Source organism: Pseudomonas sp. G3-39 (genome assembly GCF_054790485.1).
Genome location: NZ_CP186497.1, coordinates 4876314 through 4899107 on the forward strand (window position 1 = coordinate 4876314; position 22794 = coordinate 4899107).

The 22794-nt window shown below is 59.6% G+C and carries 19 protein-coding genes; 3 read left to right on the forward strand and 16 right to left on the reverse strand.

The features are described from left to right. Window positions 1–62: 62 nt before the first annotated feature. The 5 genes from ACOYXG_RS21915 to rplM all read right to left on the reverse strand — a co-directional run bounded on the left by ACOYXG_RS21915 (window position 63) and on the right by rplM (window position 3755). Complete coding sequence (locus ACOYXG_RS21915; protein WP_007917027.1) at window positions 63–845, reverse strand: cytochrome c1; 783 nt, start codon at window positions 843–845, stop codon at window positions 63–65. Continuing rightward, a complete protein-coding gene (locus ACOYXG_RS21920) occupies window positions 845–2056 on the reverse strand; it encodes a cytochrome b (RefSeq protein WP_096797145.1) in 1212 nt (403 codons plus the stop codon). Before ACOYXG_RS21920 ends, ACOYXG_RS21915 begins: the two co-directional genes overlap by 1 nt. Then, window positions 2056–2649: a ubiquinol-cytochrome c reductase iron-sulfur subunit gene (petA, locus tag ACOYXG_RS21925; protein WP_003228055.1), complete on the reverse strand. Its 594-nt coding sequence runs from the start codon at window positions 2647–2649 to the stop codon at window positions 2056–2058. The genes ACOYXG_RS21920 and petA overlap by 1 nt, the downstream gene beginning before the upstream one ends. A 270-nt stretch (window positions 2650–2919) precedes the next feature. Further along, complete coding sequence (rpsI, locus tag ACOYXG_RS21930) at window positions 2920–3312, reverse strand: 30S ribosomal protein S9 (protein ID WP_007961615.1); 393 nt, start codon at window positions 3310–3312, stop codon at window positions 2920–2922. Between the two features lie 14 nt (window positions 3313–3326). Further along, a complete protein-coding gene (gene rplM / locus ACOYXG_RS21935; RefSeq protein ID WP_003228062.1) occupies window positions 3327–3755 on the reverse strand; it encodes a 50S ribosomal protein L13 in 429 nt (142 codons plus the stop codon). 244 nt (window positions 3756–3999) lie between these two features. On the opposite strand from rplM, the gene ACOYXG_RS21940 reads away from it, so the two are divergent. Further along, the gene (locus ACOYXG_RS21940; RefSeq protein ID WP_027612191.1) at window positions 4000–5040 is read left to right on the forward strand and encodes an NADP(H)-dependent aldo-keto reductase; all 1041 of its coding nucleotides are present in this window, start codon (window positions 4000–4002) and stop codon (window positions 5038–5040) included. Window positions 5041–5140: 100 nt separating this feature from the next. On the opposite strand, the gene ACOYXG_RS21945 is transcribed toward ACOYXG_RS21940, so the two are convergent. After that, window positions 5141–6277, reverse strand: coding sequence for an acyl-CoA dehydrogenase family protein (locus ACOYXG_RS21945; RefSeq protein ID WP_003228064.1), 1137 nt, complete (start codon window positions 6275–6277; stop codon window positions 5141–5143). 250 nt (window positions 6278–6527) lie between these two features. On the opposite strand from ACOYXG_RS21945, the gene ACOYXG_RS21950 reads away from it, so the two are divergent. Beyond that, window positions 6528–7424, forward strand: coding sequence for a GlxA family transcriptional regulator (locus ACOYXG_RS21950; RefSeq protein WP_171061848.1), 897 nt, complete (start codon window positions 6528–6530; stop codon window positions 7422–7424). 180 nt (window positions 7425–7604) lie between these two features. On the opposite strand, the gene zapE is transcribed toward ACOYXG_RS21950, so the two are convergent. The 3 genes from zapE to ACOYXG_RS21965 all read right to left on the reverse strand — a co-directional run bounded on the left by zapE (window position 7605) and on the right by ACOYXG_RS21965 (window position 10799). Then, window positions 7605–8699 (reverse strand): cell division protein ZapE, encoded by a 1095-nt coding sequence (gene zapE / locus ACOYXG_RS21955; protein ID WP_007961607.1) that lies wholly within the window; start codon window positions 8697–8699, stop codon window positions 7605–7607. Window positions 8700–8789: 90 nt separating this feature from the next. Beyond that, window positions 8790–10145, reverse strand: a complete 1356-nt coding sequence (locus ACOYXG_RS21960; RefSeq protein ID WP_027612193.1) for a tryptophan--tRNA ligase — start codon at window positions 10143–10145, stop codon at window positions 8790–8792. Window positions 10146–10169: 24 nt separating this feature from the next. Beyond that, window positions 10170–10799: an alpha/beta hydrolase gene (locus ACOYXG_RS21965; RefSeq protein WP_097086289.1), complete on the reverse strand. Its 630-nt coding sequence runs from the start codon at window positions 10797–10799 to the stop codon at window positions 10170–10172. 144 nt (window positions 10800–10943) lie between these two features. On the opposite strand from ACOYXG_RS21965, the gene ACOYXG_RS21970 reads away from it, so the two are divergent. After that, entirely contained in the window at window positions 10944–11378 is a 435-nt protein-coding gene (locus ACOYXG_RS21970) for a Z-ring associated ZapG family protein (protein WP_007961596.1), read from the forward strand. Between the two features lie 255 nt (window positions 11379–11633). On the opposite strand, the gene ACOYXG_RS21975 is transcribed toward ACOYXG_RS21970, so the two are convergent. The 7 genes from ACOYXG_RS21975 to ACOYXG_RS22005 form a co-directional block, all read right to left on the reverse strand. Then, window positions 11634–12368: an OmpA family protein gene (locus ACOYXG_RS21975; RefSeq protein WP_007961595.1), complete on the reverse strand. Its 735-nt coding sequence runs from the start codon at window positions 12366–12368 to the stop codon at window positions 11634–11636. Window positions 12369–12485: 117 nt separating this feature from the next. Next, complete coding sequence (locus ACOYXG_RS21980; RefSeq protein WP_027612196.1) at window positions 12486–13130, reverse strand: MBL fold metallo-hydrolase; 645 nt, start codon at window positions 13128–13130, stop codon at window positions 12486–12488. 63 nt (window positions 13131–13193) lie between these two features. Next, entirely contained in the window at window positions 13194–15926 is a 2733-nt protein-coding gene (locus tag ACOYXG_RS21985; RefSeq protein WP_027612197.1) for a LuxR C-terminal-related transcriptional regulator, read from the reverse strand. Window positions 15927–16127: 201 nt separating this feature from the next. Beyond that, entirely contained in the window at window positions 16128–17492 is a 1365-nt protein-coding gene (locus ACOYXG_RS21990) for a DUF1329 domain-containing protein (RefSeq protein WP_096797152.1), read from the reverse strand. 28 nt (window positions 17493–17520) lie between these two features. Then, window positions 17521–19410: a DUF1302 domain-containing protein gene (locus ACOYXG_RS21995; protein WP_096797153.1), complete on the reverse strand. Its 1890-nt coding sequence runs from the start codon at window positions 19408–19410 to the stop codon at window positions 17521–17523. A 337-nt stretch (window positions 19411–19747) separates the two neighbouring features. Next, complete coding sequence (locus ACOYXG_RS22000) at window positions 19748–21430, reverse strand: fatty acid--CoA ligase (protein ID WP_027612200.1); 1683 nt, start codon at window positions 21428–21430, stop codon at window positions 19748–19750. Window positions 21431–21577: 147 nt separating this feature from the next. Further along, the gene (locus tag ACOYXG_RS22005) at window positions 21578–22762 is read right to left on the reverse strand and encodes an MFS transporter (RefSeq protein ID WP_460353972.1); all 1185 of its coding nucleotides are present in this window, start codon (window positions 22760–22762) and stop codon (window positions 21578–21580) included. Between the last annotated feature and the right edge of the window lie 32 nt (window positions 22763–22794).

The window sequence follows — 22794 nt, forward strand, 5'->3', positions numbered from 1 at the left end:
AGGTGTTGCGTTATCGGAGGCGCCCTTGGGCGCGCGCGATTAACAGCAATGCTTGAAGCGTATCAGTGCACGTCTTTCCAGTATTCACGCTTGAGCAGGTAGGCGAACACAAAGAAGAACGCCAGGTACAGCAAGACGTAAGTACCGATGCGCTGATGTTGCAGCTTAACCGGGTTAGCCGAGTAAGCGAGGAAGGTTACCAGATTCTTGACCTTCTCATCGAACTGCTCTTCGTTCAGAGCACCGGATTTCGGCACGATGGTCAACTGATCGCACGCTTCATGGGTCAGCGGCGTACCGGTCAGCGGATCGTATTGCTTCTTGCCGTCCTCGACGATCTGCACTTGCTTGCAGCCAACCACCTGGCGACCTTGCAGGCCGACCAGCACGTTAGGCATGCCGACGTTCGGGAAGACCTTGTTGTTCACGCCCCAAGGACGTGCCGGATCTTCGTAGAACGAGCGCAGGTAACCGTAGAGCCAGTCAGTGCCACGCACGCGAGCCACCAAAGTCAGGTCCGGCGGCGCAGCACCGAACCAGGTCTTGGCGTCCGCCGGCTGCATGCCGATGTTCATGTGGTCGCCGATCTTGGCACCAGTGAACACCAGCTTCTCGAGCATCATTTCGTGGGGAATGCCGAGGTCATCGGCCACCCGCTCGTAACGCTGGAACTTGGCACTGTGGCAACCCATGCAATAGTTGGCGAAGGTTCGCGCGCCATCTTGCAGGGCAGCCTTGTCGGATACATCGATGTCGACTTTTTCCAGCTCCGGACCACCGTGTTCGGCGGCGAAAGACAGCACGGGCAGAGCAGCAAAAATCAGAGCAAAAAATAACTTTTTCATCAGCCAGTCACCCTTTCCGGAACCGGTTTGGTCTTCTCGAGCCTGGTGTAGAACGGCATCAGAATGAAGTAGGCGAAGTACAGGAAGGTGCAGATCTGCGACACCAGCGTGCGCTCCGGCGTCGGGGCCAGTACGCCCAGAATGCCGAGGATCACGAAGGAAATGCAGAACACCACCAGCCAGATCTTGCTCATCCAGCCCTTGTAACGCATCGATTTGACCGGGCTGCGATCCAGCCACGGCAGCACGAACAGCATGGCAATCGAGGCGCCCATGGCGATCACGCCCATGAGTTTGTCCGGGATCGCACGCAAGATCGCGTAGAACGGTGTGAAGTACCAGACCGGTGCAATGTGCTCAGGCGTCTTGAACGGGTTGGCTTGCTCGAAGTTTGGTTTTTCGAGGAAGTAGCCGCCCATTTCCGGGAAGAAGAACACGATAAAGCAGAAGATGAACAGGAACACCACTACGCCGACGATGTCTTTCACGGTGTAGTACGGATGGAAGGCAATGCCATCCAGCGGGACACCGTTTTCGTCTTTGTGCTTCTTGATGTCGACGCCATCAGGGTTGTTCGAGCCGACTTCGTGCAGCGCCAGAATGTGCAGGACCACCAGACCAAGAATCACGATCGGCAGGGCCACGACGTGCAGGGCGAAGAAGCGGTTCAGGGTAATCCCGGAGATCAGGTAGTCACCACGAATCCACTGGGTCAGGTCATTACCGATCACCGGAATCGCACCGAATAGCGAGATGATCACCTGGGCACCCCAGTAGGACATCTGACCCCAAGGCAGCAGATAACCCATGAAGGCCTCGGCCATAAGCGCCAGGTAGATCAGCATGCCGAATACCCAGACCAGTTCACGTGGTTTCTGGTACGAACCGTAGAGCAGGCCACGGAACATGTGCAGATAGACCACGATGAAGAACGCCGAAGCGCCAGTGGAGTGCAGCAGACGCAGGATCGAGCCGTACTCGACATCGCGCATGATGTATTCGACGGAAGCGAACGCCTCTTCTGCCGACGGCGTGTAGCTCATCGTCAGCCAGACACCGGTGACGATCTGATTGACCAGCACCAGCAGCGCCAGCGAGCCGAAGAAATAGAAGAAGTTGAAGTTTTTTGGCGCGTAATACTTGCTGAGATGGTCTTCCCACATTTTGGTCGCTGGGAAGCGCGCATCAACCCAATCCATGAACTTGCTCATCACGCTTTCTCCGTATCGACGCCAATGACAATCAGGTCATCGGTCTCATAGGAATGCGGGGGAACTGGCAGGTTCAAAGGCGCGGGTTGCGACTTGTAGACGCGGCCAGCCAGATCGTAGTGGGAGCCGTGGCAAGGGCAGAAATAGCCACCGACCCAGTCTTTACCCAGATCTGCAGGCGCCACTTCGGGACGGAAGGTTGGTGAGCAACCCAAGTGAGTGCAGATCCCGATCAGCAGGAGAATTTCCGGCTTGATCGAACGCACCTCAGGGTCGACATAGGTGGGTTGCGTGGAGTTTTTGGAAGTCGGATCGGAGAGCTGGCCCTCGATCTTCTTGAGATTCCCCAGGATTTCCGCAGTACGGCGGACAATGAACACCGGCTGGCCGCGCCACTCGGCAATCATCTGCTGTCCTGGCTCGATCTTGCTGACATTCACTTTCACCGGTGCACCGGCGGCTTTCGCCTTGGCACTGGGAAACCATGACCCCACGAACGGGACCGCAGCCCCCACCGCTCCTGCAGCACCCACCACGGATGTGGCTGCTACCAAGAAGCGACGCCGGCCTGCATTCACGCCGTCATTGCTCATTCAGTCCTCTCCCATCAGCTTTGTGGCCTGTTAAATCAGGCATCTACTAAATAAATCAATGTTACTTATAAAAATTTTGCCGAGATGGTAATGAAAAGCCCCAATTCTGACAAGGGAATTACCCGGAGCTCATACCCTCAAGCCTTGCAGTATAGGGGGTCTACGAATGTGGCAAGTTGTCACAGCGCAATTCTTTTGATAAATCGCAGGCATAAAAAAACGCCCGGTTCCGTGAGGAATCGGGCGTTCTTTTTTGAACGTGGAAACGAATTAACGCTTCGAGTACTGCGGACGCTTACGCGCTTTACGCAGACCAACTTTCTTACGTTCAACTTCACGGGCGTCGCGAGTAACGAAGCCAGCTTTGCGCAGAGCGCTACGCAGGGTTTCGTCGTAGTCCATCAGAGCGCGAGTGATGCCGTGGCGGATTGCGCCAGCCTGACCACTTACACCACCACCGATGACAGTGACGTAGATGTCGAACTTCTCGACAGTCTCGGTCAGTTCCAGCGGCTGACGAACTACCATGCGGGCAGTTTCGCGGCCGAAGAACGAGTCCAGGGAGCGGTTGTTGATGGAGATGTTACCAGTACCCGGACGCAGGAAAACGCGTGCGGTTGCGGTCTTGCGACGGCCAGTGCCGTAATTTTGAGTCGCCGACATAATGAACTATTCCGTTAAATCTTCAGTTCTTGGGGCTGCTGAGCAGTATGAGGGTGTGCAGCGCCCGCATAGACTTTCAGCTTACGGTACATGTCACGACCCAGCGGGTTCTTAGGCAGCATGCCTTTAACCGCGGTCTCGATCACGCGCTCAGGGGCTTTGGCGATCAGCTTTTCAAAGTTGATCGACTTGATGCCGCCCGGGAAACCGGAGTGGGAGTAGTACATTTTGTCAGTGGTTTTAGCGCCGGTTACACGGATCTGCTCGGCGTTGATTACGACGATGTAGTCGCCGGTGTCAACGTGAGGAGTGTACTCAGGCTTGTGCTTGCCACGCAGACGGCTCGCGATTTCGGTGGCCAGACGACCCAGGGTCTGACCAGCAGCGTCGACGACAAACCAGTCGCGCTTTACTGTTTCCGGTTTAGCAGTAAAAGTTTTCATTCTTTATAGCCTCAGGGGCCGCCTGTAAATAAGACGGCGGATCTTACTGAATAGTGCGTACTTTGACAAGTCAAAGGCAGCCGGATACAGACGCTTTCGGGGGCTCGGGTCGGCGCGTCCGTTCAACGGCAAGATTCTTCGGCGGCGGCGCATCACTTCCACTGCAGAAAGAGGTCGGCAATTATGCAGATTGCGAAAAAATTTTCAACCTGCTTTTATGATTGTTTTGCCCAAGGAGCACCCGATGGACTATCGCCAGCTAGGCCGTACCGACCTGAACGTGAGTGCAATCTGCCTCGGCACCATGACCTGGGGCGAGCAAAACACTGAAACTGAAGCCTTCGCCCAGATCGAACGGGCCAAGGAAGCCGGGATCAATTTCATCGACACCGCCGAGATGTACCCGGTGCCGCCGAAAGCCGACACCTACGCCACCACCGAGCGCTACATCGGCAATTACTTCAAGCGTCGCGGCGACCGCGCCGACTGGATCCTAGCCAGCAAGATCGCCGGCCCCGGCAACACCATCGACTACATCCGCGACAAGAACCTGCGCCACAATCGCCAGCACATCACCGCCGCGGTGGATGCCAGCCTCGAGCGCCTGCAGACCGATTACATCGACCTTTATCAATTGCACTGGCCAGAGCGCAGCACCAACTTTTTCGGACAGCTGGGCTACAAGCACAAGATCGAGGCCAACCTGACGCCGCTCGAAGACACCCTCGAAGCCCTCGACGAGCAGGTCAAGGCCGGCAAGATCCGCCACATCGGTCTGTCCAACGAGACGCCGTGGGGCACCATGCGTTTCCTAGCCTTGGCCGAAGCCCGTGGCTGGCCGCGTGCGGTGTCGATCCAGAACCCGTATAACCTGCTCAACCGCAGCTTCGAAATCGGCCTGGCGGAAATCGCCATCCGCGAACAATGCGGCCTGCTCGCCTACTCGCCGCTGGCGTTCGGCTTCCTGTCAGGCAAGTACGAAGGTGGCGCGCGCCCACCGAAAGGCCGCCTGAGCCTCTACAGCCGCTTCAGCCGCTATTTCAACGCGCAATCGGAAGCTGCCTGCAGCCGCTATGTGGCATTGGCCCGTGAACACGGTCTGGATCCGGCGCAAATGGCGCTGGCGTTCGTCACCCAGCAACCGTTCGTCACCAGCAACATCATTGGCGCGACGACACTTGAGCAACTGGACAGCAACATTGCCAGTTTTGATCTGAAACTTTCCGATGAAGTGCTGGCGGGAATCGAGGCGATTCACAAGGATCACCCGAACCCGGCGCCTTGATCGACCGCTAAAAGCTTCACGAGCAGGCTCGCTCCCACAGGTACGGTGATCCCTGTGGGAGCGAGCCTGCTCGCAAAGAGGCCCGTCAATGCAGCGAAGATCAAAGCGAGCGCGCAATGATCTCCTTCATGATTTCATTGGTGCCGGCATAGATGCGCTGCACGCGCGCATCTGCCCACGCCCGGGCCACCGGGTATTCCCACATGAAGCCGTAGCCGCCATGCAACTGCACGCACTCGTCGAGCACCTTGCATTGCAGGTCGGTGCCCCAGTATTTGGCCATCGCCGCTGTCGGAACGTCGAGCTTGCCCTGCAGATGCAGCTCCAGGCACTTGTCGACAAATACTCGGCCGATCTGAATCTCGGTAGCCATTTCCGCCAGTTTGAAGCGGGTGTTCTGGAAGTCGGCAATCGCCTTGCCGAACGCTTTGCGATCACGGGTGTAATCCAGCGTCCACTTCAGCGCAGCTTCGGCTGAGGCCAAACCACCGATCGCCACCGTGAGACGTTCCTGCGGCAATTCCTGCATCAGGTAGGCAAACCCTGCCCCGGCCTGACCCAACAGGTTTTCCTTGGGAACACGCACGTCCTGGAAGAACAATTCCGACGTGTCCTGAGCCTTCATTCCGACCTTCTCCAGGCGTTTGCCCTTCTCGAAGCCCGGCGTATTCGCTTCCACCACAAACAGGCTGGTGCCCTTGGCGCCGGCCTTCGGATCAGTCTTGGCGACGACGATCACCAAATCAGCGAGGAAGCCGTTGGTGATGAAAGTCTTGGAGCCGTTGATCACGTACTCGTCGCCATCCAGCACCGCCGTGGTCTTGACCCCTTGCAGGTCGGAACCGGCACCCGGCTCGGTCATGGCAATCGCGCTGACCATCTCGCCCGAGACCAGTTTCGGCAGGTATTTGTGCTTCAGCGCTTCACTGCCGTAATGCAGGATATACGGCGCGACGATGTCCGAGTGCAGCGAGAAACCGATACCGGTCAGACCCAAGCGACCGACCTCTTCGATCACCACCGCGCTGTACAGAAAGTCCGCGCCCAGGCCGCCGTATTCTTCCGGCAGGTGTGAGCAGAGCATCCCCGCCTCCCCGGCCTTGTTCCACAGCTTGCGGTCGATGTGGCCTTGTTTCTCCCATTGCGCATGGAACGGCACAGCCTCTTTTTCGAGGAAGGTTCGTACGCTGTCGCGGAACAATTCGTGCTCGGAGCTGAACAAGGTTCTGGGGATCATGCGGCACCTTTCATTCTTGTTGGAGGGATATGACCTTCAGAGACTAAGCCTCACCTCCGACACAGGACACTGGACACATCCGACAAAAAATAAGACGATCCAGCCGTCTGGTGACCACTTTCCCTTATAAAAACAAAACAAAAGTTGAATTATGTCCAAGCAAGTCTCCACGCCCTTGCGGCGCGTCAGCATCCTGGCAATCGACCGGGTTTTCGCATCCACTCTCATGCAGGCCAAGGATTTCTTCCATCTGGCCAGCCTGCGTTACGGCAAACAACTGGGCCACGGCCTGACACCGGCGTTTGAAACCCGCCTGGTCAGCCCCGACGGCAAACCGGTGAACAGCTTCAGTGACGTGATGATGCCGGTGGACGGCGGCCTGGAAAACGCCGACGTCATCATCCTCCCGGCGTTCTGGGACGACTTCGAAACCCTGTGCGGCCGTTATCCACAGATCCTGCCGTGGCTGCGCGAGCAGCATGCCCGCGGCGCCGTGCTCTGCGGCGAAGCCACCGGGGTATTCTGGCTGGCCGAGGCCGGACTGCTCAATGGCAAGGAAGCGACCACCTACTGGCGTTTCTTCAATGCCTTCGCCGAGCGCTTCCCCAAGGTGTACCTCAATCAGGACAAGCACCTGACCGACGCTGACAACCTGTATTGCGCCGGCGGCACCACTTCGGCCTGCGATCTCTATATCTACCTGATCGAACGCTTCTGCGGCGCCAACGTGGCGCAAGCCGTGGCCCGCGACATTCTGTATGAAGTGCAGCGCAGCTATTCGCCGGGACGTATCGGTTTCGGCGGGCAGAAGCTCCACCAGGACGTGATCATCCTGCAGATCCAGCACTGGCTTGAAGAGCATTTCGCCGACAAGTTCCGCTTCGAAGACGTGGCCCGCGAGCACGGCATGAGCATCCGTAATTTCATGCGCCGCTTTCAGACTGCCACTGGCGACAAGCCGCTGCACTACCTGCAACGGTTGCGTATAGAGACCGCCAAGGGCTTGCTGTCCGGCAGTCGCAAGAGCATCAAGACCATCAGTTATGAGGTCGGTTACGACGATGCGAGCTTCTTTGCGCGGCTGTTCCGCCAGCACACCGAGCTGTCGCCGAACCAGTATCGGCAGCAGTTTCAGCAGGCTGCATAACCCTCCCAGAACAGCGCAGTACCCCTGTGGGAGCGAGCCTGCTCGCGAATTCGGTTTCACATTCAACAAAACTGTTGGCTGACACACCGCCTTCGCGAGCAGGCTCGCTCCCACAGGGGAAATCAGTGCCAATAAAAAGGGCCTGCAATTGCAGGCCCTTTTTTTGTATGCCGAATCTGCTTAAGGCTTGTGCGCCCGCGACAGGAATTCGTGCGATTGCATCTCCAGCAGACGGCTGAGCGTACGCTGGAATTCGAACGTCAGGCGTCCGCCGGTGTACAGGTCTTTCAACTCGACTTCGGCAGAAATGATCAGCTTGACGTTACGGTCGTAGAACTCGTCGACCATGTTGATGAAACGCCGGGCGATGTCGTCGGTGGTGACGCTCATCTGCTCGACGCCGCTGAGCAGCACCGCGTGGAAGATCTTGCCCAGTTCGATGTAATCGTTCTGGCTGCGCGGGCCGTCGCACAGTTCGCGGAAGTCGAACCAGGCCACGTCGTCGCAGGTGCGCAGGGCGCGAATTTCGCGGTTCTCGATGATCAGCACATCGTTTTCCACCGCTGCCGTGCATTCCGGCGTCAGGGCCTTGAAGCTCTTGCGCAGGCTTTCATGGGCGGCTTCGTCCAGCGGATAGTGGAACAGCTCCGCTTGTTCGAGGTGGCGCAGACGGTAGTCGACACCGCTGTCGACGTTGACGATTTCGGTGTTCTGCTTGATCAGCGCGATGGCCGGCAGGAAGCGCGCGCGCTGCAGACCGTCCTTGTACAGGCCGTCCGGAACGATGTTCGAGGTCGCGACCAGGGTCACGCCGTTCTTGAACAGCTCTTCCATCAGCGTGCCGAGGATCATCGCGTCGGTGATGTCCGAAACGAAGAATTCATCGAAGCAGATCACTCGCGACTCGGCCGCAAAGCGCTTGGCGATGATGGTCAGCGGGTTTTTCTCGCCGCCGAGGGTTTTCATCTCTTCGTGCACACGCTTCATGAAGCGGTGGAAGTGGGTGCGGGTCTTTTCCTTGAACGGCAGCGCTTCAAAGAAGGTGTCGACCAGATAAGTCTTGCCGCGACCCACACCGCCCCAGAAGTACAGGCCCTTGACCGGCGTCTGATCCTTCTTGCCAAACAGCTTGCCCAGCAAACCCGGCTTGTTCTGCTCGGCCGCGATCAGATCGTCGTACAGGCGCTGCAGATGACGCACGGCAGTTTCCTGCGCGGCGTCATGGAAGAAGTCCGGGCGTTTCAGATCAGCTTGGTATCGTTCTAGGGGCGTCATAATTCGTTAGCAAGGCAACAAAAACGGGCCGTCACTGTAGCGACGGCCCGTAGGAATGGCAATCAGCCCTTGGTCGGGCCGCGCCGCGGATTAGTCCTGAACCGGGGTCAGCGCAACGCGCAGAGCCTCGATGGCCGCGTCTCGCGCAGCAGTATCGGCGAACGCCGGGCTGTCGCCAACGCACTCGCCTTCCAGCCACACGCTGAAGCTCAGGTCTTGATTGCGAATGTCCAGCGCCTGACCGGCTTGCAGTTGTTTGGTCACTTGGCCTGCAGTTTTGCCGTCGGCGAAGTTGCGCGACAGCAATAGTTGCTCGCCATCAGCCGCCAGCAGACGGAAGCGGAAGCTGCCGTCGTCTTCACGGAAGCTGACGAAACGTGCAGCTTTCACGGCTTTCTTTTTGGTGGTCGCCGCGACTTGCACCTGATTGACGAACGAACGCAGGCCGACCGCTTCACGCAGTTCGTTGAGGAACGGCGTCGCCACCGCACGAGCCTTTTTCGCGCCGTGTTGCAGGATGTCTTCCAGATCCGCCGGGCGCTCGATCAACTGGTGATAGCGCTCGCGGGACTCGCCCAGTTCATTGTCGAGCAACTGGAACAGACGATTCTTCGCCTCGCCCCAACCCAGACCGCCGAGCAGTTCGCTGCGGAATTCGTCCGCCTGCGCCGGTGTGGCGAACGCCTGAAACAGAGTGAACAGGTGCGAGTTGTCCGGATCTTTGGCTTCGCCCGGCGCTTTGGAGTCGGTGACGATCCGCGAGATCGCGTCCTTCATCTCTTTGGCGCTGGAGAACAGCGGGATGGTGTTGTCGTAACTCTTCGACATCTTGCGCCCGTCGAGGCCGGGCAAGGTCGCCACGCTTTCCTCGATCAGCGCTTCGGGCATGGTGAAGAACTCCTTGCCCTGGCCGAACAGGTGGTTGAAGCGCTGGCCGATGTCGCGGGCCATTTCCACGTGCTGGATCTGGTCGCGACCGACCGGCACCTTGTGCGCGTTGAACATCAGAATGTCCGCCGCCATCAGCACCGGGTAGCTGTAGAGGCCCATGGTGATCCCAGAATCCGGGTCCTCGCCGGTTTCGACGTTCTTGTCCACCGAGGCCTTGTAGGCGTGCGCCCGGTTGAGCAAGCCTTTGGCGGCGACGCAGGTCAGCAGCCAGGTCAGCTCGGGGATTTCCGGGATGTCGGACTGGCGATAGAAGGTCACACGGTCGACATCCAGGCCACCGGCCAGCCAGGTCGCGGCGATTTCCAGACGCGAGCGCTGGATGCGCAGCGGGTCATCGCATTTGATCAGGGCGTGGTAGTCGGCCAGGAAGTAGAACGAATCGGCATTGCTGTCGCGGCTGGCGAGGATCGCCGGGCGGATGGCGCCGGCGTAGTTGCCCAGGTGCGGCGTGCCGGTGGTGGTGATGCCGGTGAGGATACGGGTACGGTTCGTCATGGGTAATCGCTTGTCAGACTGCAATCAATTCGAGAGACGCGGCAGGATCAGATCCTTGAGATCGGTCAGCTTGCCATGAAAAAAGTGTCCGCATTCTGCCACTTTCAGCAGCTCATGGGGGCGCTGGAGTTTTTCCGACCAGTCGTAGACCAACTGCGGATCGATCACTTCGTCGGTTTCCGGCTGGATCACGGTCAGCTCGCCGTGCTGTGGCAGTTGATCCTGATCGCCCAGGCGCATCACCGCCGGCGCGACCATGAACAGCTGCTTGAGCTGCACGCCTTGGGCTTCGAGACGACCGCCGAGACTTGCTGCAACAAATCCACCGAAGGAGAAACCGAACAGGGTCAGCGGCAGCTCCGGATGCTTTTCCAGTAGCCATGCTGCGGCAGCCTGAGCGTCGTCGACTTCACCGCTGCCCATGTCGTGGGAGCCTTCGCTGGCACCGACGCCGCGATAGTTGAAGCGCAAGGTGATCAAACCTGCGTCGCGCGCAGTGCGCTGCAGGGTCGAGACGACTTTGTTGAGCATGGTGCCGCCCTGCACCGGGTTTGGATGGCAGATCAGCGCGATGCCGACTGGCTGCTCGTTATCGAGGTACAGCGCTTCGATTTGGCCGACTGGGCCGGCAATCACTACAGGGGTTTCACGCATCAGCAAGGAAGGAACTCCGTGACCTCGAATCGGGTCGACTCGTCTAGCAAATTGTCTGTGCCAATCTATTGCGAGTGAATCGCGGTATACAGCGCAGGTTCGAGCCGTTAACGTAAAGCAAAGCCGTTTATAGAGGAAGGACTCGTGGAACACTCGCTCTTAGTTTGGTTGTTACCGACTCTTGCCCTGGTTGTGGGTGTCGCCATTGGATTCCTGATCGCTCGCGTCGCACCGAATGCCGCGCCGAGCCGCACGCAGCGTCAACTGGATGATATCCAGGAGCGTTTCGACAGCTATCAAAACGAGGTGGTCACCCACTTCAACAGCACCGCGATGCTGGTCAAGAAGCTGACCCAGAGCTATCAGGAAGTGCAGGATCATCTCGCCGAGGGTGCCAACCGCCTGGCCCTGGACGAGCAGACCCGTCAACGCCTGATCGCCGCTTTGCACGCCGATGCCGCGCAGGCACCGCGCGAACGCCTGACGCCGCCGCGCGATCAGGAGCCGCCACGCGACTACGCACCGAAAGCCCCGAACTCGCCTGGCATGCTCGATGAGCATTATGGTTTGAAGAAGTAATCAGTCTTCGCTGCAAGCAAATAGCCCCCGGACAATTCGGTTGTCCGGGGGCTTTTTTTGTATCTGATGATTTGAGGGTGATTGGTCCGGCCCCTTCGCGAGCAAGCCCGCTCCCACAGGGTCATGTGGTGAACGCAGATTCTGTGAACAACACCCATCCCTGTGGGAGCGGGCTTGCTCGCGAAAGGGCCAGCACGGGCAACCCCAAAAAATGCCCGGTCACAAGACCGGGCATTTCTTCACTCAAGCATTCACTTACGGATACTGCTGAACCGTCCCCGGCTGTTGCTGCTGACCACCATACTGCTGACCTGGAATCGCTTTCAGGTTGACCTCGACGCGGCGGTTCTGCGCGCGGCCATTGACGTCACCGTTGCTGGCAATCGGGTTATCCGGGCCGGCGCCACGGGCCGAGAGGTTGGCACCGCTGACACCTTGCGAGGTCAGGTAGGTGGCCACGCTCTGCGCACGACGCTGAGACAGGTCCATGTTGTGCTGGCGGCTGCCGGTGCTGTCGGTGTAGCCGACGATTTCGATCTGGTTCTGGTTGAACTCTTTCAGCGAGTTCGCCAGATTGTTCAGCGGCTGATAGAAGCTTGGCGCGATGTTCGCCGAATCGGTGGCGAAGGTGATGTTGCCTGGCATGATCAGCTTGATCTGATCGCCCTGGCGCTGCACTTCAACCCCGGTGTTGGCCATGCTGGCGCGCAGCTTTTTCTCTTGCTGGTCGGCGTAGTAACCGTAACCGGCCGCCGAGGCACCAACGACCGCCGCGCCGATCAAGGCACCCTTGCCACGGTTGTTGTGGTCGATGGCGGCACCTGCCAAGGCGCCGGCCAGCGCACCGAGACCGCCGTACTTGGCGGTTTTGCTCATGCCTTGCGAGCCACCGTCGGCCTGCCCCTGATTGTCATACGGGTTGGGCGAGGCGCAGCCGGCCAACATGGCCACAGCGGTAGCAACAATAATCAAACGAGGCGTGGTGAACATGAAGAGCTCCTGGTTTTTTTCGCATTCTGTGTGGCAGCGGCCCTAGGCAATAGACCTGTGCGGGCGTTGGATCATGACAATGCCGAAAAATTCCGCCGCACACTCATGACAAAATGTTTAGGCGCGCACGAACGGGTTTTCCCGCATTTCATCCCCGAGACGCGTGTCCGGACCATGCCCGGCAACCACGATTGCGTCTTCGTCGAGGGTGTACAGCCGCTGCTTGATCGATCGCACGATGGTCGCCTGATCGCCGCCCCACAAATCCGTGCGCCCTACCCCGCGACGAAACAGCGTGTCGCCGGCAATCAACAGCTTAGCCTCGGAAAACCAAAAGCTCATGGAACCGGGCGTATGTCCCGGCGTATGCAGCGCCACGCCGCAGCCGCAGGCCAGTTCTTCATCGTCGCTCAACCAGCGATCCGGCGACGGTACCGGGGTGTAGGGCACACCGAACATCTGGCATTGCATTTCGAGGTTGTCCCACAGGAACTGGTCTTCCTTGTGCAGATGCAGGGTTGCGCCAGTCTTTTCCTTCATCTGCCCGGAGGCGAGGAAATGATCGAGATGCGCGTGGGTGTGGATGATGCTGACCACTTTCAAACCGTGGGCATCGAGGCGCGCCATGATCAGATCGGGGTTGCCGCCCGGATCGACGACGATGGCTTTTTTAGTGATCGGGTCGCCGATGATCGTGCAGTTGCACTGCAGCGGGCCGACGGGGAAGGTTTCGCGGATGAGCGCAGGCGCTGGAACAGTCATGGGGCAATCCTGATCAATATTCGACGGCGGCGAAAACCGCTGATGCCGAAGATTTTAGCGGGACTAGATCATTAACCCCAGCGCCTTGGCGCGGGCCACCGCCTGGGTACGCCGCTCAACCCCCAACTTGCTGTTGATATGGCTGGCATGGGTTTTCACCGTATGCAGCGAGATGAACAGTTGCTCGCTGATTTCCTGATTGGAACAGCCCTGGGCAATCAAACGCAGCACCGCCAGCTCGCGACTGCTGAGTTGTTCGGCAGATCCAGATTCAATGACAGGACGGGCAACCACCAGCGGAAAATGCGTCAGCAACTGCTGTCCTGCCAGTGCTGGCGAGTTTTGCAGCTGGCTGCGCAGCCAGTCCGGATGCGCTTTGATCAAGGCGTCAAATGGCTGTATCACGCCGCCCGCCGCCGCTTCCAGCGCCTGGTTCAATGCTTTGCGTGCCTCGGATTCGCGACCACTGCTCAGCAGCAAATTCACTTTCTGCGCCAGCGCCATCACACACAGTAACTGGCGCCCGGTTTGCTGACCGTTTTCCAGCAACACATTCAACCGCCCTTCGGCGAGCATCGGCTGGCCCTTGATCACGTCGAGCAACGCTTGTTGCAATTCCACATGCAGCGGCAGCTGTGGATGAAATTCCGGTGGTGCGGCTGCACGTTCGCCGGTGTAGGTCTGGCCCAGTCGCGCCAGCCAGGCTTCGGCCAGATCAGTGCGGCCTTGCGCCAACCACAGTTCGCATTTGACCAGGGTGATCATCGCCAGATAGTAGATCGGCGGCACATCCCAGATATGCATCAGACGCTCGGCTTCAGCGAGTTCGGCGAAGGCCTTGGCGAACTCGCCGACGCTGCCGTCGAGACGGGCGATCACGCAGTGACCGATCAATACGCTGATATCCCGGCAGGCCCGCGCTTCGGCCAGACCGCTCAGCAATCGGGCCCGGGCCTGCTGCGGTTGCAAGCGCATCGACAGCAGAAAACCTTCATACAGCGTCAGCCGTGCACGCACCGCGTACAGACGTTGCGCCGACAACCCGCGCAGACGATCAAGACCCTGATGCACCTCATCCAGGGCGCGCAGAATTTCCCCGCGCGATTGCAGGACCCGCGCCCGGTCGTAATGCGCCAAGGCTTCGAACAACGGATTGCCGACCCGCTGCGCCAGCTCGAGGGATTCTCGATTCAAGCCCCGCGCACGCCACAGGTCACCGTCGGCAATCGCCAGATTGGACAAGGTCGACAGGCACATCAGGCGTTGCCCGTAACGTTTCACCGGCAGGCTTTCCAGCGCTTCGCTGCAATAGCGCTGGGTCAGCTCACGATGCCCTCGCCCGCGGGCGATGATGCCGCTGAGCGCCAGCCATTGCGCGAGCATCGACTTCTGCGCCGAAGCCGAAGGCGCAGGCAGGAAACGACTTAAATGACTGGCCAGCTCTTCAGCGGCATCCAGCTGACAGGCCAGCCCGAGCGCCCAGCTATAGAGCACGATCAAGCGTGGCGTGCTGATCAGCAGGCTGTCGGGCAAGTCCATTTTCCAGCGCAGCAGCATGCCCACGTTCTGCTCGGCGAGCAGTTGTTCCTCGGACAGGTTCTGCACCAGATTCGCTGCGACATCCAGATGGCCGGCGCGCAAGGCCTGCTCCACCGCTTCGTCGAGCAGCCCTTGAGCATTGAACCAGCGACAGGCGCGCAGGTGCAGGGTCGCCGCCGGCACCAGCGTCTGGGTCACGGGACGGCTGCGCAGCAGATCGGAAAACAAATGGTGATAGCGATACCAGTGACCGTGTTCGTCCAGCGGCACCAGAAATACCTGATGCGCCAACAGAAACCGCAGGATTTCGGCGCTGTCGTGGGCTTCGCGCACCGCGTCGCACAGCTCGCTGCAAAAGCGCTCTTGAGGGGCGGTGTCGTAGAGAAACGCCTGCACCTCGGCCGGCAGGCAATCGATCACTTCTTCCAGCAGGTAATCGCGGATCAGCCCTTCCCCGCCGTTCAGCGCGGGTGGCAACGGAGCCCCGCTGCCAGCCTCGGAGACCGCAAGCAACCAGAAACGCAGTCCGGCCACCCAGCCTTCGCTGCGCTGGATCAGGTTTTCCAGCGCTTCGCCGCGCAATGAACTGCTGTGTCGATCAAGCAGCGTCAGGGCCTCATCGTGGGTCAGGCGCAAGTCCTGCTCATGCAGTTCGAGCAACTGGCGCGACAGGCGCAGACGCGCCAGATGCCAGTCCGGGCGCTGCCGACTGGTGACCATGACCAGCAAGCCATCGGGAAGATGATTGAGGAAAAACTGCAGGCAACGGTCGAGTACCGGGCCTTGGGCGAGATGGTAGTCGTCGAGCACCAGCAACAGCGGCGCCGTCGGTTGCAGTTGCAGGGCCAGTTCATCGAGCAAACCATCGAGCCATTCTTCGAAGGCGAACGGCTGATGGCGCTGGCGCATCTTCAACAGGCCGAGTGCACGACTGCCCAGATCCGGAAAGTAGTCCTGCAGTCCCTCCAGCAATCGCTCGAGAAACCGCCCCGGATCGTTATCCCGTGGGCTCAATCCCAGCCAGAGACTTTGCCAGTGCCCCGGCAGGCTCTGACAGAACTCCACCGCCAGCGAACTCTTGCCGAACCCGGCCGGAGCGCACACCAGTAACAGACGTCCACCGAGCCCGGTTTGCAGGCGCTCGCAGAGACGTGGCCGCAAGACGTATCCGTCCGGCAGCGGAGGACGGAAAAAACGTCCGTCCAGTGCCGCGACGGCAACGCTTGCGGGACCCGGAAGTGGGGACAGATCAGTCATGGCCGGCTCTTGTTCGAATGGCTGTTGGCGGCGTAGCAGATGTCCGCAGCCTAGCCTTAAACGTAGCGGTTATGAAGGTTGCTGCTACAAATGGCTACAAAAAGACTGTCGAGAGCCGGCAGCTCCTACAAAATCAACGCCAAAAAAAACGCCCCGAACCAGTCGGGGCGTTTTTTCGAGGATGCGGCCTCGGGTCAAAGCTTAGCGGATACCGTCCTGGCCCAGGTTGCCCGGCTGGAATTCACTCTTGGTGGCAGAGAAACCGAAGTCATACGCTGATTTTTCTTCGTTCTTCATGCCCAGCGCCAGGTAGCGACCCGATTGCAGGTCGTACAGGGCTTCCAGCGCGTACCACGGCACTTGCTTGTCGTAGTAGTCCTCGGCATGCGCTTCGGCGACACGCCACAGCTGACCGCGACCGTCGTAGTGGTCGATGACCGCTGCCTGCCAGGTGTCTTCGTCGATGTAGAAGTCACGTTTGGCATAGATATGGCGCTGACCCGGTTTCAGGGTGGCGACCACGTGCCAGACACGACGCAACTCGTAACGGGTCAGGTCCTGGTTGATATGGCCGGCCTTGATGATGTCGGCGTACTTGAGAGTCGGCGAGTCGATCTTGTAGCTGTTGGAGGCAATGTACATCTCTTTCTTGCCTTCGAGCTTCCAGTCGTAGCGATCCGGCGCACCGTTGTACATGTCGAGGTTGTCGGAGGTACGCAGACCGTCCGCCGCAGTGCCCGGGCCGTCATAGGACACTTGCGGTGCCTGACGCACACGACGCTGACCAGTGGCGTAGACCCACGCCTTGCGCGGCTCCTTCACCTGGTCGAGGGTTTCGTGCACCAGCAGTACGGTACCGGCCAGACGTGCCGGCGCGGTCACTTTCTGCTTGAAGTAGAACAGGATGTTGCCTGGGTTGGCCGGATCGTAATCCTTCATCTTGTCGCGGAACACGAACTGGTCCTGGAAGTACACCAGGCTGAACGAGCCGTTGGTTTGCGGAGTCGCCTGGGTCACCAGACGGGTCACGCTGCCACCGCGATAGCGGGTGATGTGGTTCCAGATCACTTCCAGACCGCTTTTCGGAATCGGGAACGGCACGGCAGTGTCAAAGTTTTCCAGACCGTTGCCGCCAGCCACCAGATTGGTGGTGGTGGCGTTTTTCTTGATCGCGGCGAACACGTCATCCGGCACGGTCGAGCCGCGATGGGACGGATAAACCGGAATCTTGAAGGTGTCCGGGTAGCGCTTGAACATCGCGTACTGGCCCGGAGCAAGCTTGTCCTTGTACTGCTCGACGTTCTGCGCGGTGATGGTGAACAGCGGTTTTTCACTGCCGAACGGATCGGACAGGAAGCCCTTGCTGTCGACCGTGCCGGCATTTTTCGCCAACGGTTTCCAGGCAGGGATCGAACCGTCGGCGTTGCCGGCCATTTCGGCGCCCATCGGGGTCAGGCTCTTGCCCAGCTTGTCGGCTTCGGCGGCGGGAACGGCCGCCATGACACTGGTCGCCAGCAGCGACAAACCCAGAACACCCGCGTGGAACAGACTCTTTGTTATTTTCATATGTGTGTTCGTCCTGAAAAAACTGTGCTTAGAAGTTCACGCCGACGCTCAAGGCCACGAAGTCACGATCGTCCACGGTCGTGTAGTCGCCGCCAAAGAAGTTGGTGTAGGCCAGGCTCGCCGTGTAGGTGTTCTGGTATTCGGCATCGAGACCGAGGCTGATGGCCTTGCGACCTTCCTCGAAGTTGCCGCCAGGGCCTGGCGAGTAACCTTTCACGTCGTGCGACCAAGCCACGTTCGGCTTGAGGTTCACACCGGCAAACACGTCGCTGTAATCCCAAATGGCACGAGCGCGATAGCCCCACGAAGTGGCCGTGGTGAAACCGTCGTTGTTGCAGTTGCTGGAAACGTTGTCGCGCGAAGCCCCCGGCCCGGCACCGTTGATGGTGGAGGTGTTGAGGATCTGCGAGCAGGTGTTGAGACCTCCCGTGGCAGGCAGTTCGCCCGGGCCGAACACCGGATCGCGGCCGTAACGGGCTTCGGATTTGCTTTCCAGACCACCGACGTGGGTCACGCCGACTTCACCCACCAGGGTCAGCCGGTTGGCGCCCATCACCTGATCGAAGAAGTGCGTCAGGGTGGTTTGCAGCTGGGTGATTTCTTTACGGTTGTAACCGTGCAGATCCTGGCCCGGCACGCCGTTGAGGACCGACGCATTGGTCAAGGCGCCACCCAGCGGACGTACGCCGGCGAACAGAATGTCGGTGGAGTTCAACTGCACCGGCGCATTCGGCCGGTAGCTGACTTCACCGCTCCACGCCGTACCGGTAGGCAGGGTAGTGGAGAAGCTCAGACCGTAGAGGCGAATGTCCTCAGGGTATTCGATGAAGTAGTTCGAGTTGCCTGCGACTACCAGTGGCCCCAGCGCCTGGAACGGCCCCGGCAATGCCGCCACGCCGTTATAGATCGACTGTGGCGCGCCGGTGGCGCTGAAGATCGGCGCACGGCTGTGGTAGTTCATGAAGTAGGCGCCGAACTCGGTGGCCAGCGGGTCGAACATGTACTTGGCGGAAACGCCCCACTGCCCGCTGTCACGCGCGTTGCGGTTGGGCGAACGGCGCACCAGCACGCCCTCTTCGTTGACGTCGACACCAGCGTTGGCCAACGGCCCGAGCGCAATACCCGGAATGGTCGAACGCTTGTTCAGTACCCGCAGGTTGTCGTCGCAACCGGTGGTGACGATGTCCGGCTGCGAGAAAAAGGTGCCGCAGTTGTCGGTCACGGTCTTCTGCCAGTCGATCTGGTAGAAACCTTCGGCCGAGAGGTTTTCGGTAATGCTCTGGGACACGTAGAACATGTTGACCGGGATCAGGCCTTCCTTGATCTCGGCACCCGGACGGCGGAACGCGGACACGTCGATCGGGTTGATCGAGTTGATGCCGCCACCGATGAAGGTACTTTCGCCCCAGTTCACCACCTGCTTGCCCAGACGCACCGAACCTGGCTCATCGGCAATCGAGTAGTTGTGGTAGACGAAGGCGTCGAGGATCTGCCCGCCGGAAGAACGCGCCGCGACGTCGCGGTTGTGGTTGCTGACGTCCTTGTATTCCAGGTCCTGATTCTGCAGCGCGAAGTCGTACCAGTATTTGCCCCGGACGAAGACCCCGGTGTCGCCGTATTTCAGTTCCAGATCATGGATGCCCTTGAAGATCTTCGAGAAGGCTTGCCCGCTCTTGAAGTTCAGGTGGCCGTTGTCGGAGGTCTGGGACAGGCCCTTGCCGCCGTTGTTGACACCAATAAGGTCCTTGTTCGGCTGCTGGGTCGAGATACTCATGCCCAGGGAGAGCGAGGAGTCGAACTGACCTTCGATTTCACCGACGTTGAAACTGACGCCGAATGCGGGCCCGGCGAGCGTAGAGGCAAGACTGACGGCCAGAGGCAGTTTAGCCCGGCGCCAGAACTGGTTTACTGATGTCATCGACGCTACTCCATGTGCATTATTGTTATGGCAGTGAGTACTTTTAAAAACGCCTGGAAGACCGGGAGCCAGTAGCCACCCGACGTCACTCCAAAGTTGCATCGCCCCTGTTCGTGCGTGTGCCCCGTTCTTAAAAATCCTTGAGCGGACTATAGCCAGCAGGGGGTACTGCTTGATCCCTCTAAAGTGTGATTTGCAGCTGCCGGCCACTCTGGAACAGTCCTTTCGCCAGTCCGACACATGTCGGCACGGCAAGGATGGCTGAATTTTTCGATTTAACAAGCCAAGCGCTTGCTTGGTGGGTCTGGCGCGCCGGTTTCGGCGCGCCAGCAGACACTCAAAGTGTCGAAAGGAAGGTGCTGTTGTTGGCCTGCCATTCGGTGATGTCGAGGCGGATGCGCTTCTTGTCGAGCTTGCCGACACTGGTCTTGGGAATTTCCGTAACAAGGGCGATCTGGCTTGGAATCGCCCACTTGCTCAAGTGACCCAGTTCCACGAACGGCTTGAGGTGTTCCTTGAGCTCGCGCGCCCCGATCTCGTGCCCTTCGCGGATCACCAGCAGTGCAAACGGCCGCTCGCCCCATTGCGGATCGGCGATGCCCACCACTGCTACTTCGCGTACCGCCACATGACGGCTGATCAGGTCTTCGAGGTCCAGCGAGGAAATCCATTCGCCGCCAGTCTTGATCACATCCTTGATGCGGTCGCGGATGTCGATCACGCCCATGCTGTCGAGCGTTGCCACATCGCCGGTGTGCAGCCACCCACCGGCCCAGAGCTCGGCGCCCTTCTGCGGTTCGTTGAAATAGCCTTCGGTGAGCCACGGCGCGCGCAGCACCAGTTCGCCCTGGGTTTCGCCGTCGGCGGGGAGGAAGTTGCCCTCGGCGTCGACGATCGCCGCTTCCACCAACGGCCCCGGCACACCGGCCTTGATCCGGTAAGTGGTGCGTTCGTCTTCGGTGCCGGCCATCAACTCGTCGTTCAAATGCGCACAGGAAACCAGTGGCCCGGTCTCCGACATGCCGTACGCCGCCGTCAACTGAATGCCCCGGGCCTTGGCGGTTTCATACAGCGTGCGGTTCAGCGCACTGCCACCGATGACGATCTTCCAGCCGCCAAAGTCGGTGCCCTGCGCGCCTTTGGCGTTGAGCAGCATCTGCAGGATGGTCGGCACGCAGTGGGAGAACGTGACCTTCTCCTTGCGCCACAGCTCGACGAGGAATTCCGGGTCGTAACGCCCCGGATAAACCTGCTTGAGCCCGAGCATGGTTGCCACGTACGGCAAACCCCAGGCATGCACATGGAACATCGGGGTAATCGGCATGTACACGTCGTTGGTGCCGAGCAGGCGCACGCTGTCGATCGCGCCCATGATCGTCGACACGCCCATGGTGTGCAGCACCAGTTGCCGATGGGTGAAGTACACACCTTTCGGGTTACCGGTGGTGCCCGTGGTGTAGAAGGTAGTGGCGACCGAGTTCTCGTCGAAGTCCTGGAAGTCGTACTGCGGGCTCGCAGCGGCCAGCAGTTGCTCATACTCGCCGACCAGGTTCGGCAGCTCGGCGGTCTTTTCCGGCAGATCGGTCAGCAGCAGGGTTTTCTCGACGGTGGTCAGGTGCGGCGCGATGGCCTGGTACAGCCCAACGAACTCGCTGTTGACCAGCACGAAGCGGTCCTCGGCGTGGTTCATGGTGTAGAGGATCTGCTCCGGCGACAGACGCACGTTGATGGTGTGGATCACCGCGCCGATCATCGGAATGGCAAACATGCATTCGAGGTAGCGATGGCTGTCCCAGTCCATCACCGCCACGGTGTCACCCGCCTTCACCCCGGCCGCCGTCAATACGTTGGCCAGCCGCGCCACCCGCTCGATCAGGGTCGGATAGCTGTAGCGCAACTGGTCTCGGTAAATGATCTCGCGGGTTTTCTCGTAACGGGCGCCGGACATCAGCAGCCGTTTGATCAGCAATGGATACTGGTAGGCCCCATCGGCCGGGGGAATGACGCGAGTCTGCAACATATGAATCCCTTTTCTGGCTGCACGGTGTTGGCGTAGAGAGCGTTACTCTAGAGCCGTTATACCCCAGTCAAATCAGCCGAAGGAATGATTTGCACAGCCGTACAAATGCTAGCTTTGCGCCAGCATTTGTCGGTATTTCAGCGCCGTTCAGGCCGCTTGCCCTACAGCCGCTTCTGAAGGCGTCCGTGGGAAAACCAGCGCAGCAAGGAAGGTTAATGCGCCGAAACCCGCCAGAATCAAGTAAAGCCCGACAAAACCATGGCGCGGTTCGATGTAGGCAATCAGCGGAATCGCTGTCGCACTGGCGCCGAACGACAGGCAGTAACGCAGGGCGAAGACCCGTGACTGCCACTGCGGCGCGACGAAATTGGCGACCATCGAGTCGTTCACCGTCACCTGACCGAACACCACGAACATGAACGCCGCACCGAGCACGATCACTGCCCAACCATCGACATACGCCATGGCGTACAACAGCGGCGCCTGAAACAGCGTCAACACAATAAACGGCCATTTCAGGCTGACTCGGTGCAGCACCTGGCCAATGCTCAACTGCGCCACTGCACCAAAGGCATACGCCAGGCTGACCACCACGCCGAGGGTTTGCGGCGAGGCGAACAAGTCATGCAGACGTTCCTGAAACAGCTTCGGGTAGGTCATGGTCGTGGCGTTGAACACCACGCCACCGGTGGCCGTCGCCAGTGCCAGCACACCGAATACCATGAGCATCGAAATCCGCTGCCCGGCAGCGCCCTTCAGTGCGCTGTGTGGACGCTGCGGGATCGGCTCTTCACGCACCTGCACGGCAAAACCGATTCCCAGCACGATCGCCACCATCCCCGGTAACACGAAAGCCGAACGCCAGCCGAACTGCGCCACCAGCAACCCGGTGATCAGCGCCGAGAACGCCACGCCGAGGTTGCCCCACATGCCATTGATGCCGATCTCCCGCCCGCGATTCTGCGCGTAGGCCACCAGCATCGCGGTGCCCACCGGGTGGTAGATCGCGGCGAAAATGCCGATCAGGGTCAACCCGATCACCAGCATGGTCGGGCTGGTGCTCAGCCCGGTGAAGATCGCCGAGGCGCCGATGCCGAAGAAAAACACCAGCATCATCTGCCGCCGACTCCAGTGATCGCCCAGCCAGCCGGCTGGTAACGAACAGGCGCCAAAGGCAATGAACCCGCCCAGCGACAGGCCGATCAGCGCGGCGTAGTCGAGGCCGAAGGCCTGGGTCATGCCGAGCACGGCGGCGGGGAAAATCAGCATGAACATGTGGTCGATCACATGGGCGGCGTTGACGTAGCGAATGACGTTTCGGGATTGATTCATGGCGGCACGCTTGTGTTTGTTATGGGCGGATT